Below are 13,998 nucleotides of genomic sequence, written 5' to 3'. Positions count from 1 at the left end.
CGATCATGAGGCCCCTCGAAAGCCGGTCGGCGCCCGCCGGGCGGGCGGCTCGGACCGCTCAGTAGCGGTGGCCGGGCCAATGCGGGTCTTCCCAGCGGTCCGGTCCGGTCAGTCCCACGAGCCGTACCCGGTGCAGCAGTTCCTCGTGACCGCCCAAGGGGCGAAGCCGCGCAGGGGCACAACGGACCAGCCAGGCGGCCAGCTCGGTACGCAGGGCTTCCGCGTTGTCCCAGGCGTCCCAGGGGAGTTCGTCGCCCAGCAGGTCGTACTCCCAGTGGGCAGCGGCCTCGGCCAGGTGCCGGTCGGCCGTGCTCTCGTCGAGCGCCTCCCAGTGCGCGAGCCAGGGGCTCAGGGTGCCGGACGCCTCGACGCACAGGGCGAGGAGCTCATGGACGGGAACAGCCGGGTCGGGAGTGCGAAGGCTGTGCGCCCACCAGGCGTGCAGGAACTCCCCCACCGCCGCGCTCTGATGCGCGGGCCACTGCCGCCAGCCGCCGCGATCGAACACGCGCCCCACCTCGTCCATACCGAACATGGGCTCCACAAGGCCGTTGACCAGTGCTCCGGCGAACTGCGGCAGGATGCGCCGCAGCACCGCGCCGTGGTCGTCCCAGTCCGTGGCCTCCCAGGTGCGGCGCAACAGGTCGGGGTCGAGCTCGACATCCGGGACCTTCAGCAGTGCGAGCTCTTCCTCGCTGCCCCAGTGGCACACGCACTGCTTCTCGTCGCCACGGGCGGTCATACCGCGAAAGGTGACGGACAGGGCCTCCAGGGCGCGGTCGAGCCGGAGCCGCGCGGGGGTGTCCTTTCGCGCGGGGGTCTCATGTCGCGCGGGAGTGTCGTGTCGCGCGGGAGAGTCATGTCGCACGGGGGCGTCGTCGGGATGCGTCATTGCCGGGCACAGCCTTCACGGACTCCGGACGGCTTCCGCCGACCGAAGAGACCAACTCTACCGGTCCCGAACGCCCTTGCGATCGCGGCGGCCTCTCCGCCCTCGGCGGACAGCCGCCGGAGGCCGACCCACACGTACCCGCCCGAGCCCCCCCGCACCCTTTCGCGCCCTTTCTGGCTCTTCTCCACCCTTGCGGCGCGCCCGAGTTGGGCGCGAGTCTGTGCGCCGGATGCGGCCGTCGACGGTGACGCCGCGAGGTGAACGGAGTCGCATGTCCTCGTTTGTCCTTCCTCACGCCCTGCACGGCTCGGGTCCCCACAAGGTGATCGCCGTGCACGGCTGGCTCGCCGACCGCAGCGCCTACGATCCGCTCCTGCCCGACCTCGACGGGCGGTCCTTCCAGTACGCCTTCGTGGACCTGCGCGGCTACGGCAAGGCGGTGACCGACGAGGGCCCGTTCACCACCGAGCGAGCGGCCGAGGACGTACGCGCACTCGCCTCCCAACTCGGCTGGAAGCGCTACTCGTTGATCGGGCACTCGATGGGCGGCAGCATCGTGCAGCGCGCCGCCGCGGCCGCCCCGGAGCAGGTCCGGCGGATCGTCGGCGTCTCCCCGGTACCGGCCTCCGGGCTCCCGCTGCCGCCCGAGGCCTGGGAGTTGTTCGCGGGCGCGGCCGAGAACCCCGAGAACCGGCGCGCGATCATGGACAACACCACCGGCGGCACGCGCCCCGACGCCTGGCTGGACCGTATGGTCCGCCGCTCGCTGGCGCGCAGCGACGCCCGCGCCTTCCGCGCCTGGCTGGACTCCTGGGCCAAGGACGACTTCCACACCGAGGTGGCGGGCTCCGCGGTGCCCGCCCTCGCCGTCGTCGGCGCCCTGGACCCGGCCCTGTCGGCCGAGGTCCAGCGCCAGACCTGGATGCGGTGGTACGTGAACGCCGAACTGGCCGAACTCCCCTCGGCGGGCCACTACGCGATGGACGAGGACCCGCTCGGACTGCTGCGGATCGTGGAGGACTTCCTGCGCGCCGACGAGACGGAGGGCCCGAGCGCCGGAGCGGGCGCCTCGGTGACGGTCGCGGCGGGTGACGGCGCGGAAGCGGGCGCGCGCGCCGGAGCAGGCGCGGGCACGGGCGCCGGAGCAGGCGCGGACGCATGACCCCGACCGGGATTCCGCAGGCCCCGCCACCGGTGCCGGACGTCTTCGACCCGCGCCGGTACGCGGCCGGGCTGCCGCACGAGGACTACCGTGTGCTGCGGGACCACCATCCCGTCGCCTGGCAGCCGGAGCCGGAAGTGCTCGGCTGGCCCGCGGGTCCCGGTTTCTGGGCGGTCACCCGGCACAGCGACGTGGTGCGGGTGCTGAAGGACCATGCGACGTACTCGTCCCATCTGGGCGCGACCCAGATCCGCGACCCCGACCCGGCGGATCTGCCGTTCATCCGGCGCATGATGCTCAACCAGGATCCGCCGGAGCAGGGGCGGCTGCGCCGACTCGTGAGCCGGGCGTTCACGCCCCGGCGCGTGGACCGGTTCGCGTCGACGGCGCGCGAGCGGGCACGCACGCTCCTCGCGGACGCCCTGCGCACGGCCCGTGAGGGGGACGGCACGGTCGACCTGGTCACCTCGGTGACCGACGACTACGCCCTGCTCAATCTCACCGACCTCCTGGGTGTCCCGCCGGGCGACCGGGGCCTGATGCTGCACTGGACCCAGCGCGTGATCGGCTACCAGGACCCGGACGAGGCCGGTCCCCCGGACCTCGGCCCCGACGGCAAACCCGTCAACCCGCGCTCGCCCTCCGCCCTGAGCGACATGTTCGCCTACGCCCGCTCGCTGGCCGAGTTCAAACGGCGCCACCCCGCCGACGACGTCCTCACGATCCTCGCCACCGACCCCGAACTCACCGGACCCGAACTGGAGATGTTCTTCTTCCTCCTGACCGTGGCCGGAAACGACACCGTCCGCTCCGCGGCCCCGGGCGGTATCAACCTGCTCGCCTCGCACCCGGACGCCTACGCCCGGCTCAGGAGGGGCCAGTCCCCAACAGCCTCGGCCGTCGAGGAGTTGCTGCGCATGCACCCGCCGGTGCTCTCCTTCCGGCGCACCGCCCGCACGGACACCGAACTCGGCGGCCGCCGAATCCGTACCGGCGAGAAGGTGGTCGTCTTCCACGCCTCCGCCAACCACGACGAGCGCGTCTTCACCGACCCGCACCACCTGGACCTCGACCGCGGCCCCAACCCCCATGTCTCCTTCGGCGACGGCCCGCACGTCTGCCTCGGCGCCCACTTCGCGCGCCTCCAACTGACCGTCCTCCACGAGGAGTTGCAGCAAGCACTGCCCGAACTCCGCCCGGCGGGACCGCCACGCAGGCTCGTCTCCAACTTCATCAACGGGCTCAAGTCGCTGCCGGTGGAGGTGGAGGTGGAGGTGGACGGGCGGGGCTGACCGCGGGCCCGTGGGCAGTTCCCGTACGCACCGCCCGTAGGCCCGAACGCAAGCCATACCCGTGTGCCCGTACGCCCCGCCCGTATACACGTACGAGCCGCCCCGCACAGGTCCGGTGCGGGCAAGCCCCGCCCCGGCGCACACCGGGCCTGGAACAATGCCGCCATGCAACTCGACGCGACCGCGGTCGCCGCCCGGCTCGGTATGCGGGAGCACCTCGGCTGGTTCATGGCCCTCGAAGACACCGGCCCGCCCGCAGAGCCCGTGGTGCTGCCCACCGCCGAGGAGGCGTACGCACTCCTCGAGGACCTGGAGGTGCCCGAACGGGACCGGGACGCGATCGTCGACTCGCTCCCCGTCCTGGCCGAGGATCCCGTACTGCGCTGGATCCTGGAGCGCGCCCACCAGACCCTGCTGACCACCATGGGCCACCAGGGCGGTCAGACCGCCCTGCACGCGCTCCCCTACGAACACAGCGACGCCGCACGCTACTTCTACGTCCACCTCTTCCTCGTGACCCTCCCCGCCACCCGCCGCTTCCACGCCGCGCACGGCATCCCGGAGGAGATCACCCGGCACACGATGACGCAGCTCGGGGAGATGGTCGCCATCCACCGGCGCAAGTTCGGCGCGGGCGGTATGAACACGCAGACCTGGCTGAGCCTCCATCTGCGGGGCGTCATCCACCGTCTGGGCAGGCTCCAGTTCGAGCTGATGCGCTGGCGCGACGAGCCGGTACTGAACGTGCACATTCCGGCCACGGGCGGTCCGATGACACCCGAGGCCTGCGACGACTCCTTCCGCCGGGCCCGCCCGTTCTTCGCCGCGCACTTCCCGGAGCACGGGGCCGAACGCGCCTTGTGCCACTCCTGGTTGCTCGATCCGCAGCTCGCGGAGTATCTGCCCGAGGACTCCAACGTCGTACGTTTCATGCGGCGTTGGGAGCGGGTGGACGAAGAACCGCGGGACGGCGACGAATCCGTCCTGGAGTTCGTCTTCCGGCGCAACGGCCAGCCACTGGACCAACTCCCCCAGCGCACCAGCCTGGAACGCGCGGCCGTCACCCACCTCCGCGCCGGACGCCACTGGCACGCGCCACACGGGCTGCTGCGACTGCCTTGAGCCGGGACGGAAACCTCGGACGAGCCGAGGGACCGGCCCGGCGGAGGGGCCGGACCACCGAGGCCCGGCCCCTCCCCCGCCTCAGACCAACGGCTCCTGAATCTCGGTGACCCACTTCTCCTGGTCGGGCGGGCACTCGAGGTAGACCTCGCGTGCGTATCCGCCCGAACGGTGGCCGTTGTCGGCGATCCAGTGGGCGAGGACCTGGGCCGTGGTCACGATGCGGGACGGCGGCCCGTGGTGCACCGCGGTCGCGGCCCGCGCGAGCGGGGGCAGGTCCACGAGTTCCAGGCCCGCGATCTGCGTGACCCCCGGGCCGACCGCCATCGCCGCGTGGCAGCGGATCCCCTCGCCGTCCGCACAGTCCTCGTAGTACGCGATCCCGGGCCCCGCCGGAGTCACCCCGGCCTTGGCGAACAGTTCATCCAGCCGCTCGAAGAGCGGGCCGACAACCGGCCCGATCTCCTCGGGCCGGAAACCGGCCGCGACAGCGCTCAGTTCGGCGACCCGTACCGCCGGAACCGCCTTGACCACTACATCCGTACTGCTCATAAGACCCTCACTCGCGATGATCCGGAGCCTCGCCTCGACCTGCCCCAGCCGTGCCGTCGCCTCGGCCACCGCGGCGGCCAGTTCCTCCCGGCGCACCCGGAGCATCGACTCCAGTTCCTCGGCGCCCAGTTGGCCGTGCAGGATGGTCTGCACCTGACCGAGCGTGAAGCCGAGGTCCTTCAGAGCGATGATCCGGTTGAGCCGGGACAACTGACCGGCCTCGTAGAAGCGGTAGCCGCTGACGGGGTCGACATGGGCGGGGCGCAGCAGTCCGAGCGCGTCGTAGTGACGCAGCATGCGAACCGACACGCGCCCGTGGCGGGCGAAATCTCCGATGCTGAACATGACGAGAACGAGTTCAAGGCCTCACACGGTGTCAGGGTCAAGGGAGCAAGCTGTCGTGCGCACCCGGGACAGTGCGGGAAGGTGGTCGACAGCTCGCATGAAAGCAGACTGGGCAGGGTTCAACGCTCCGCCTTCTCCCACGTTTTGACCCCCAGCTTTCCGGTGGTTCCGAGGTCGAGGTGCACAGTCAACGTCACCGGGTCGGCCCCGGTCTTCGCCCGGACCCGCACATGGGGCACGTTCACGGGCGTGCCGAACTCGGTGGTGTTGCGCCAGACCAGGCTCGATGTCGCCGACTCGCCGGGCCTGAGCGTGACGCGGCCGGGCTCCTTGTCCTCCCCGGCGCCGGTGGTGATCTCGCGGCTGCCGTCGAGGATCTCGACGCCCTCGACCGGCTCCAGCTTGTCGTCCAGAAGCTCCAGGAGCGGATAGCCCTCGACGGTGTAGTCGCGTGTGCCGCAGTTGTCGAGATGCAGGCCCACGACGCGCAGTCCCATGGCCGCGTCGCCCTTGTCGGCGCTGACGCGGATACCGGAGGCGGGGCACGTACCCGGTTCGGCCACCGCCTCGTCCGCGGGGACCTTTGCCACGGTGAGCACCTTGGCCCGCACCACGCGCGGCGCGGCGGGCGGCAGTTCCCCGGCCCGGACCGTGCCCCGTACGGTCTTCCCGGGGCCGACGTCGCGGACGGTCACGGTTCGGTTGGTGACGGCCCCACCGTCACCGCTGACGAAGGTGACGACGACCGAGTAGGTCAGGGCCTCGGCCGCTTCGTTGGTGATCTCGTAGGCGGCAGTGACTCCCGAGTCTCCGGGGAGTCCGTCGGCGGAAACGGAGCCGCGAGCGGGCGAGGGGGAGGCCGACGGAAGGGTCAGCGAGGTGATCCGTACGCCGTCCTTTCCCGGGTCGTCGATCTGCGTACGGGACGGCGGTTCGGACCCGTCCGCGCCGGGCCTCCCGGCACCGGCACGCTCCGCCCCGCAGGCCGTGAGCAGCAGAACGGCCGCAGCGAGAGCCGACAGGGAGGTGACGCCGCGGGCACGAGCCGGACGAGGAGAGGCGGGTCTGCGCATCCGGCCATCTGAGCAGACTGTGCACCCTGCGCATGTGACGGAGGCCATGATTCCGGTCATACGTGTGTCACAAGTCCGGGATGAACGCACAAGTCCGGGATGAGCGGGGGCGGTTGGGCATGCCCCCGGCTCCCCTTGGCGTCGTGGGCACAGTCCGGTCGCAAGCAAGGTGGCGGCGGCTCGCTCAGTCGCCCTTTGGCTCCAGCCGCAACGAAATGCTGTTGATGCAGTACCGCTGATCGGTAGGCGTCGGATACCCCTCGCCCTCGAACACGTGCCCCAAGTGGGAACCGCACGCCGCACACCGCACCTCCGTGCGGACCATGCCGTGTGAGCGGTCCTCGATCAGCTCGACGGCCTCGGTGTCCTTCGGGTCGAAGAAGCTCGGCCAGCCGCAGTGCGAGGCGAACTTGGTCCCGGAGGTGAAGAGTTCGGCGCCGCAGGCGCGGCAGGAGTAGACGCCCTCGGTCTTGGTGTCGGTGTACTCGCCGGTGAACGCGGGCTCGGTGCCGGCCTGCCGCAGTACCTGGTACTCGGCCGGGCTGAGCTCGGCACGCCACTGCTCGTCGGTCTTCTCGACCTCGTACGCCATGGGTCTCACGTCCTCACTTCGCCAGTCGGTCAAGAATCCGGGGCCCGAGGTCGGTGACGTCACCCGCGCCCATGGTGAGAACGAGATCGCCGGGGCGCACCATTCCCGCGAGCACCTCCGGGACGGAGTTCTTGTCGTGCGCCTCGGTGACCTCGGCGCCGGCGGCCCGCGCCGCCTCGCCGATCAGCGCGCTGGTCACGCCGGGGATCGGGTCCTCGCGGGCCGGGTAGATGTCGAGCAGTACCGAGGCGTCCGCGAGCGCCAGCGACTGGCCCATCTCGGTGCCGAGCTCCTGCGTACGCGAGAAGAGGTGGGGCTGGAAGACGACCAGGATGCGCCCCTCGCCCTCGCCGACCGCCGCCCGCATGGCTTCGAGGTCGGCGGTCATCTCGGTCGGGTGGTGCGCGTAGGAGTCGATGACCTGCACCCCGGCCGCCTCGCCCTTGAGCTGGAGTCGGCGGTTGACGCCCGTGTACGAGGCGAGGGCGGCGGCCAGCTCGGGCGAGGGCACACCGAGCGCGGCGCCCGCGGTGAGGGCGGCGACCGCGTTGAGGGCGTAGTGGCGGCCGGGCACCGAGACGGTGAAGGTCAGTTCCTGTCCGTCGAGGACCGCGGTGACCTCGCTCTTGAGGCCCTGGGCGGTGATGGACAGGACGCGTACGTCGGCGTCGGGCGCCTCGCCGTAGGTGACCACGCGGACGTCGCGCAGCCGTCCGGCGAGTTCCCGGGCGCCCGGGTGGTCGGCGGAGATGACCAGGGTGCCGCCGGGCAGGATGCGGTCCGCGAAGGTCTCGAAGGACTCGTAGATCTCGTCGATGGACGCGTAGTTGGCGTGGTGGTCGAGCTCGACGTTGAGGACGACGGCGACCTCGGGCGCGTACTTGTGGAAGCTGCGGTCGCTCTCGTCCGCCTCGGCGACGAAGATCTCGCCCTCGCCGTGCCGGGCGTTGGAGCCGGGGATGTCCAGGTCGCCGCCGATGGCGTACGAGGGGTCGAGCCCGAGCGTGCTCAGGGCGACCGCGAGCATCGAGGTGGTGGTCGTCTTGCCGTGGGTGCCCGCCACGGCGAGCGGGCGCAGGCCGGTCATCAGCGCGGCGAGGGCGTCGGAGCGGTGCACCGCGGGGATGCCGAGTTCGGTGGCCCGGGCCAGTTCGGGGTTGTCCGCGCGGATCGCGGAGGAGACGACGACGCAGGAGGCGTCCTCGGCGAGGTGCGCGGCGTCGTGGCCGAGGTGCACGGTCACGCCGAGGGCGCGCAGGGCTTCGGTGGTCGCCGAGTCCTTGGCGTCGCTGCCCGCCACCTTGGCGCCGCGCTGCGCGAGGATCTTGGCGATGCCCGACATCCCGGCTCCGCCGATCCCGATGAAGTGCGGTCGGTCCATGGCGGTGGGAAGGCCGGATGCCATTGCGAGTACTCCCAGTCGTGACGTGGTGCCGTGCTGTGCCGGTGGTGACGAGATGCCGACGAGGGCCGAGCGGGCCCAAGCCTATGCCCACCGCAGGCCATCGGGCTCACACGGCGGCCCCGCACGACGGAGTGGCCGCGGCGTACCGACGTGGACGGGGAACAGTCGCCCTCTCACCTGAACCGGATCACCGACGTCCCTCCGCCGGGATCATCGCCGTGGCCACCGCCATCGCCATCGCCGTGGCTATCGCCATCGGCGTCGCCGAGCGTCCACCGGCCCGCCGCGGATCCGGCCAGGACAGCACGAGTCTCCGCGCGTAGCAAGACGCGGTGACGGTAAGGGTCAGGCCTTGCTGTGGGAGAAGAGCTTGAGCACGGGGACGCCCACCCGGTGCCGGGCCCGGGAGGCCCAGTCGCGGTGGAAGAACTCCTCCACGTAGTGCGGGTCGGTCAGCACGATGACCTCGTCCGCGGAGATCTCGTCGACGAGGACCTGGAGCGCGTCCAGCGGATGGTCCTCGATGAGTCTGCCCTGGGCCTCGCAGCCCGCGTGGTGCAGTGCGGCCAGGGAGACCTCCAGCGCGCGCTCGCCCAGGGCCAGTGCCTCCTCGCCCTCCGGAGTGTCCGCCTCGCGGGCCACCTGGTCGATCTCGCCGAGGGCGACGTCGTCGATGGCGCGCAGCAGACGGTCCGCCTGATCGCCGCGGGGCTGGAGGAGGAGGTGGAAGCGCACCGGCTCGTCGCCGTGCAGGGTCGTTACGAACTCCACGTCCGCGGACGTCAGGGCCTTCTCGATCATCAGTACGCTCGTGAACACGTCGGGCGCCCTTCTATCCGGGGTCCTGCTGGGCCCTTGCGGAAACCATCCTGCCCCGTAAGCACTCACGGGTTGCCAGTTATGTCGTGCAAAACGGCGAAAATGGATGTTTGAATTCCGGTCAACATCAGTTGCGACAGTATCGGGTGAACAGGAAACCGGCCTCCTCGATCAACGAACTGAGGATGAATCGTTCCGGCACCTCCACAGTCGGGCCACCGGCAATCCGTTGCGCGTGACCCGCTGTGAGTACGGGGGCCACGCTCAGACACAGCTCGTCCAGTACGTTCGCGGCCACCAGCTGGCCGAGCAGGCTCGGTCCGCCCTCGGTGAGCAGCCGGGTCAGCCCGCGTTCGGCGAGGGCGGCGACCATCCGCGCGGGCTCCACGCCCCTGGCCGAACCGGCGATCACGATCTGTGCCCCGGCCGCCCGCGCGGCGGCGACCCGGTCCGCGGGGGCCTCGGCTCCGGTGAGCACCAGGGTCGGGGTCACGGTCTCGGTGAACAGAGGCAGCGAGAAGTCCAGGTCGAGGCTCGCGCTGACGACGGCCATCACCGGGGCGGGGTGCTGGCCCGCCGCCGCGCGCAGCGGCGCGAAGACGGCCCGCTCACGCGGCGGCCGGTACCCCTCGCTGCGTACCGTCTCGGCACCGACCACCACCGCGTCGGCGAGGCCACGCAGAGTGCCGAAGATCCGCATGTCGGCCGCGCTGGACAGGGGCTGGGAGCGACCCTCGTGCTGGGCGGCGCCGTCGAGCGAGGAGACCATGTTCGCCCGCAGCCAGGGGGTGCGGTCCGCCGGATAGGCGTAGGCCTCTGCCAGTTCGAGCAGATCCCATTCGCGGTCCACGAGGGGCCCGCGCCCCTTGTGGTCTGCTGTCTCTTCGGTCACAGGGAACAGGCGTCGCATGTCGGCCAGTGTCCCATGACGGCTAAAGTCGGTAGGCGTGTCTGCCATCACCGCCCCCGGCGCGCGTTCCATAGCGGACGCCGCCCCGCTCTCCCTGTGCGCCCGCGAGCCGCACGTTCCCGCCGAGCGCCTGGTCGCCGAGATGGTGCCGCCGCCCCGGTTCGACGGCGTCCGCTTCGCGACGTACATCCCGGACCCGAACCAGCCGAGCCAGTCCGAGGCGGTCGGCGTCCTGGAGACCTTCGCGTCGGGGCTCGGCGGCGCCCATGCCAGCGGTGCGGGCAAGCGCCGCCGCTGGTTCGGCGGGCGTGACAAGGCCGCCGCCCCGAGCGGGCCGCGCGGCGTCTACCTCGACGGCGGATACGGCGTCGGCAAGACCCACCTGCTCGCCTCCCTCTGGCACGCCACTCCCGCCGCCCCGGAGCAGAAGGCGTTCGGCACCTTCGTGGAGCTCACGAACCTGGTGGGCGCCCTCGGCTTCCAGCAGACCGTGAAGACGCTGGGCGAGCACCGGCTGCTGTGCATCGACGAGTTCGAGCTCGACGACCCGGGCGACACGGTCCTGGTCTCCTCGCTGCTCGGCAAGCTCGTCGAGGCGGGCGTGGCCCTGGCCGCGACCTCCAACACCCTGCCGGGCAAGCTCGGCGAGGGCCGGTTCGCGGCGGTCGACTTCCTGCGCGAGATCCAGGGCCTGTCCGCGCACTTCCGCACCCTGCGCATCGACGGCGAGGACTACCGGCACCGCGGTCTGCCCGAGGCGCCCGAGCCGTACTCCGACGAACAGGTGTCCAAGGTCGCGTACGCCACCGAGGGCGCCTCCCTGGACGACTTCCCGCACCTGCTCGAACACCTCTCGCGCGTCCACCCGAGCCGCTACGGCGCCCTGACGGACGGCGTGCGCGCGGTCTGCCTGACCGGGGTGCGGCCGGTGCCCGACCAGTCCACCGCGCTGCGCCTGGTGGTGCTCGCGGACCGGCTGTACGACCGTGAGGTGCCGGTACTCGCCTCGGGGCTGCCGTTCGACCGCCTGTTCAGCGAGGAGATGCTGAACGGCGGCTACCGCAAGAAGTACTTCCGTGCCATCTCGCGACTGACGGCGTTGGCGCGGGACGGCAAGGCGCTCGTCGAGAGCTGAACCGCCGTGCCCCGCAGTAGTGTTGTTCCCGGGCTGCGGGGCCCGGTCCGGTCAGCGGCGTGAACTCGCCCAGCAGGCAAGGGTGGTGGCCGTCGCGGCCGCCAACACGGCGAGCAGGAAAGGCAGTACGGGCACGATCACCTCGGCATCTCGTGAGCCCGTGACCAGCCCCGTGACGGCGGTGCGCGCCGGGGAGCCGGAGGTGACCAGGGCCAGCACCGCGCCGCCGGTGAGCGCCGTGACCGAGCGTCCGGTGGAGCGCGTCAGGGGCCAGGTGCCGAGCGCGCCCACGGCCGTGCCGAGCAGCGCGCACAGCAGCACGGCGAGCAGCCCGGCCGCCGTGGCGGGCCACCGGTCCACCGGGATCTTCCCGTTCGTACTCGCACTCTTGCTGAGCAGCGAGACCACTACGGCTGCCACGGTGCCGAGCGCCGAGGAGGCGAGGGCCGCGGTGAGCACCGCGCCGAGGTGCGCCCGCCAGGGCCCGGCCGGTGCGGCGAGACAACTGCGGGCCGCGGCGGGCTCGTTGGTGACACAGATCCGTACGGTCCAGGCGGCGACGGGCAGCAATGCCGCCGCCGTCCAGCCCAGCGAGTCGAGTATCGGTCCCCCGGAGCGCACCCCGATGGCGAGTACGGCGGCGTAGCAGAGGACGGGCGCGATCAGCCGCTGGGAGCGGATGAGCAGGGCACCGTGGTAGCGGAGCAGGGCCGGCAGGACGGTGATGGTGGTCGGCCGGGTTCGGGCGGGTGACTGTGTCATCGGGCGGTCCGTCCGACGGGGACGGTCGGTTCGGCGGGGACGGCGGGTTCGGCGGGTTCGGCGGGTTCGGCGGGTTCGGCGGATGCGTCCTCGCCGGACGGTGTGCCGTCACCGGCGGGGGTTTCCTCATCGACCGGGGTCTCCTCACCGACCGATGCGTCCTCACCGACGCGCGAGACCCGGACCACGTGCCAGGGCGGCTCGGCCGTCAGGAGTGTGCGCAGCAGGGCGTCGGAGCGGTCGGCGGTGAGGGTGAGCAGCCAAGTGCCTTCGGGGGTACGGGCCGTGTGGTCCGGCGTGCGGGGGTCGGGGCCCGAGGCGACGGCTTGCGGCGTGGGTGGGACCGCGCCGGGTGGGCCCGCGACCTCGACGGTGACCGTGGCGGGAGCGGAAGTCGTGGCGAGGGCCGACGTGGCAGGGGGCGGGGAAGCGGCGCCGGAGGAGGCCGAACTCCCCGGCCCCGTACGGCAGTCGAGACCTCCGGTCACCGTCACCGCGCACCGCAGGTCAACACGGTCGGCGAGGCGAAGGGGATCGTGGTCGACGTACACGACAGCCCCGCCGCTCGCCGTCCGTTCGTGAACGGCGAGATCGAGTTCCGCGCGGGCCGCGGTGTCCAGGCCGGTCCACGCCTCGTCCAGGACCAGGAGTTCGGGGTCGCCGAGAAGTGCCTGGGCGAGGGCCACCTTCTGGCTGCTGCCCTTGGACAGTTCGGGCATCGGGGTGTCCAGGTACGGTGCCGCGCCGAGGCGTTCCATCCACTGCTGCGAGCGCCGTGCCGCCGCCTCGGAACCCAGGCCGTGCACACGGCCGAGGTGGAGGAGGTAGCCACGGGCGGTGAACGGCAGCTGGGCGGGGAAGCGTTCGGGTACGTACGCGGTGCGCGGGCGGCCGGTGATCCGTCCCGCCGAAGGCGCGTCCAGCCCCGCGACCAGGCGCAACAGAGTGGACTTTCCGGTGCCGTTGGCGCCTTCGATCCGTATCAGAGCGCCCGGGCGCACGGTCAGGTCCACTTCGCGCAGCACCCACGCACCGCGTCGGCCGTAACGGCGCCCCACCCCGGTGAGAGTGCGCAGCGCCTCGCCGGTTCCGTACCTGTGCTGCCTCATACGCCTCATCCTCACCCGCCGGGCCTCGACGGCCAAGCCCGGCCGGAGGGTTGGCGGCCCCGGAACGGGCCGGTGAACAATGGACCGGTGAACAGCGAGAACAGCGAGTACAGCCAGGACAGCCAGGACAGCCACAACTTCGCCGTCCCCGAGTCCGTGCTCCCCCTGGTCGTCCGTATCGAACGCGCGGAACCGCCCGGTCGTACCGACGCCCTCGAAACGGCGGCCCGCGCCGTGCTCGTGCTGCTGGATGACGCACGCTCGCGGGGAGACGGCGAGTGGGCCCGGGCGGTGCACGACTGGCAGGACGCCCGGATCCGCAAGGTGGTCCGCCGGGCGCGCGGCGGACCGTGGCGCAAGGCGGAAGCGCTGCCCGGCATCACGGTGCGCGGCGAATCCGCCGAGGTGCGGGTCTTTCCGCCGGTACCGCTGGACGGCTGGCCGAAGGAGCTCTCCGTACTCCAGGTCTCCGGCACCGAACTCGACGACGACAAGCCGCCCGCCGCGCCCTCGCCCCAGGCGCCCGTACTGTGGCTGAACCCGGAGCTCACCATGTCCGCAGGCAAGACGATGGCACAGGCCGGTCACGCGGCACAGCTCGCCTGGTGGGAACTGGACGAGGACGAACGGGCCGCCTGGCGAGACAGCGGATTCGCCCTGTCGGTACGCCGGGCCGAGACGGAGCAGTGGCACGAACTCATCGCTTCCGGGCTGCCGTTGGTGCGCGACGCGGGGTTCACCGAGATCGCGCCCGGGCCGACCGTCGTAGCCGAAGGGGGACTTCGCGTCTGCCCTCTGCGACGCGAACGGCGGCCGTAGGCAAGTCCG

Annotated in this window: 14 protein-coding genes; 5 read left to right on the top strand and 9 right to left on the bottom strand. The window is 71.7% G+C overall.

Annotation, left to right across the window (positions count from 1 at the left end; all coding sequences use genetic code 11):
• Window positions 1–58: 58 nt before the first annotated feature.
• Entirely contained in the window at window positions 59–742 is a 684-nt protein-coding gene (locus HUT18_RS29400; RefSeq protein WP_254878865.1) for a hypothetical protein, read from the bottom strand.
• Window positions 743–1,163: 421 nt separating this feature from the next.
• On the opposite strand from HUT18_RS29400, the gene HUT18_RS29395 reads away from it, so the two are divergent.
• The 3 genes from HUT18_RS29395 (at window position 1,164) to HUT18_RS29385 (ending at window position 4,468) form a co-directional block, all read left to right on the top strand.
• Entirely contained in the window at window positions 1,164–2,054 is an 891-nt protein-coding gene (locus HUT18_RS29395; protein WP_176103561.1) for an alpha/beta fold hydrolase, read from the top strand.
• Window positions 2,051–3,346: a cytochrome P450 gene (locus HUT18_RS29390; protein WP_176103560.1), complete on the top strand. Its 1,296-nt coding sequence runs from the start codon at window positions 2,051–2,053 to the stop codon at window positions 3,344–3,346. The genes HUT18_RS29395 and HUT18_RS29390 overlap by 4 nt, the downstream gene beginning before the upstream one ends.
• 165 nt (window positions 3,347–3,511) lie before the next feature.
• Window positions 3,512–4,468 carry an acyltransferase domain-containing protein gene (locus HUT18_RS29385; protein ID WP_176103559.1) on the top strand — a complete coding sequence of 319 codons (957 nt, stop codon included), beginning with the start codon at window positions 3,512–3,514 and terminating at the stop codon, window positions 4,466–4,468.
• An 81-nt stretch (window positions 4,469–4,549) separates the two neighbouring features.
• Here the strand turns inward: HUT18_RS29385 and HUT18_RS29380 are convergent, their stop codons facing one another.
• From HUT18_RS29380 to HUT18_RS29355, 6 genes are all read right to left on the bottom strand, one after another.
• On the bottom strand, window positions 4,550–5,365 hold the full coding sequence (locus tag HUT18_RS29380) for a MerR family transcriptional regulator (RefSeq protein ID WP_176103558.1): 816 nt from the start codon (window positions 5,363–5,365) through the stop codon (window positions 4,550–4,552).
• 119 nt (window positions 5,366–5,484) lie between these two features.
• Window positions 5,485–6,438 carry a DUF4232 domain-containing protein gene (locus HUT18_RS29375; protein ID WP_176103557.1) on the bottom strand — a complete coding sequence of 318 codons (954 nt, stop codon included), beginning with the start codon at window positions 6,436–6,438 and terminating at the stop codon, window positions 5,485–5,487.
• Between the two features lie 184 nt (window positions 6,439–6,622).
• Window positions 6,623–7,030 (bottom strand): peptide-methionine (R)-S-oxide reductase MsrB, encoded by a 408-nt coding sequence (gene msrB, locus HUT18_RS29370; protein WP_176103556.1) that lies wholly within the window; start codon window positions 7,028–7,030, stop codon window positions 6,623–6,625.
• 13 nt (window positions 7,031–7,043) lie between these two features.
• Window positions 7,044–8,435, bottom strand: a complete 1,392-nt coding sequence (gene murC, locus HUT18_RS29365; protein WP_176103555.1) for a UDP-N-acetylmuramate--L-alanine ligase — start codon at window positions 8,433–8,435, stop codon at window positions 7,044–7,046.
• A 345-nt stretch (window positions 8,436–8,780) separates the two neighbouring features.
• The gene (locus HUT18_RS29360; RefSeq protein WP_176103554.1) at window positions 8,781–9,254 is read right to left on the bottom strand and encodes an indole-3-glycerol phosphate synthase; all 474 of its coding nucleotides are present in this window, start codon (window positions 9,252–9,254) and stop codon (window positions 8,781–8,783) included.
• Window positions 9,255–9,381: 127 nt separating this feature from the next.
• Window positions 9,382–10,164, bottom strand: coding sequence for a pyrimidine reductase family protein (locus HUT18_RS29355; protein ID WP_176103553.1), 783 nt, complete (start codon window positions 10,162–10,164; stop codon window positions 9,382–9,384).
• 37 nt (window positions 10,165–10,201) lie between these two features.
• Here HUT18_RS29355 and zapE point away from each other — a divergent pair, with 37 nt between their 5' ends.
• A complete protein-coding gene (gene zapE, locus HUT18_RS29350; RefSeq protein ID WP_176103552.1) occupies window positions 10,202–11,299 on the top strand; it encodes a cell division protein ZapE in 1,098 nt (365 codons plus the stop codon).
• A 51-nt stretch (window positions 11,300–11,350) separates the two neighbouring features.
• On the opposite strand, the gene HUT18_RS29345 is transcribed toward zapE, so the two are convergent.
• Together HUT18_RS29345 and HUT18_RS29340 are read right to left on the bottom strand one after the other, a co-directional pair.
• Window positions 11,351–12,016, bottom strand: a complete 666-nt coding sequence (locus HUT18_RS29345) for an ABC transporter (RefSeq protein ID WP_176104875.1) — start codon at window positions 12,014–12,016, stop codon at window positions 11,351–11,353.
• Between the two features lie 41 nt (window positions 12,017–12,057).
• Window positions 12,058–13,170, bottom strand: coding sequence for an ATP-binding cassette domain-containing protein (locus HUT18_RS29340; protein WP_254878864.1), 1,113 nt, complete (start codon window positions 13,168–13,170; stop codon window positions 12,058–12,060).
• 87 nt (window positions 13,171–13,257) lie between these two features.
• On the opposite strand from HUT18_RS29340, the gene HUT18_RS29335 reads away from it, so the two are divergent.
• Entirely contained in the window at window positions 13,258–13,989 is a 732-nt protein-coding gene (locus tag HUT18_RS29335) for an aminoacyl-tRNA hydrolase (RefSeq protein WP_176103551.1), read from the top strand.
• Window positions 13,990–13,998 lie beyond the last annotated feature (9 nt).

The sequence above is a fragment of the Streptomyces sp. NA04227 genome (assembly GCF_013364195.1).
Classification (GTDB): Bacteria; Actinomycetota; Actinomycetes; order Streptomycetales; family Streptomycetaceae; genus Streptomyces.
This window is presented reverse-complemented; position numbering and strand designations above follow the sequence as displayed.

Excerpts from the sequence above, each read along its gene's own strand:
- HUT18_RS29400 (WP_254878865.1), bottom strand. The coding sequence starts at position 742 with ATGACCGCCCGTGGCGACGAGAAGCAGTGCGTGTGCCACTGGGGCAGC.
- HUT18_RS29395 (WP_176103561.1), top strand. The coding sequence starts at position 1,164 with ATGTCCTCGTTTGTCCTTCCTCACGCCCTGCACGGCTCGGGTCCCCAC.
- HUT18_RS29390 (WP_176103560.1), top strand. The coding sequence starts at position 2,051 with ATGACCCCGACCGGGATTCCGCAGGCCCCGCCACCGGTGCCGGACGTC.
- HUT18_RS29385 (WP_176103559.1), top strand. The coding sequence starts at position 3,512 with ATGCAACTCGACGCGACCGCGGTCGCCGCCCGGCTCGGTATGCGGGAG.
- HUT18_RS29380 (WP_176103558.1), bottom strand. The coding sequence starts at position 5,365 with ATGTTCAGCATCGGAGATTTCGCCCGCCACGGGCGCGTGTCGGTTCGC.
- HUT18_RS29375 (WP_176103557.1), bottom strand. The coding sequence starts at position 6,438 with ATGCGCAGACCCGCCTCTCCTCGTCCGGCTCGTGCCCGCGGCGTCACC.
- msrB (WP_176103556.1), bottom strand. The coding sequence starts at position 7,030 with ATGGCGTACGAGGTCGAGAAGACCGACGAGCAGTGGCGTGCCGAGCTC.
- murC (WP_176103555.1), bottom strand. The coding sequence starts at position 8,435 with ATGGCATCCGGCCTTCCCACCGCCATGGACCGACCGCACTTCATCGGG.
- HUT18_RS29355 (WP_176103553.1), bottom strand. The coding sequence starts at position 10,164 with ATGCGACGCCTGTTCCCTGTGACCGAAGAGACAGCAGACCACAAGGGG.
- HUT18_RS29340 (WP_254878864.1), bottom strand. The coding sequence starts at position 13,170 with ATGAGGCAGCACAGGTACGGAACCGGCGAGGCGCTGCGCACTCTCACC.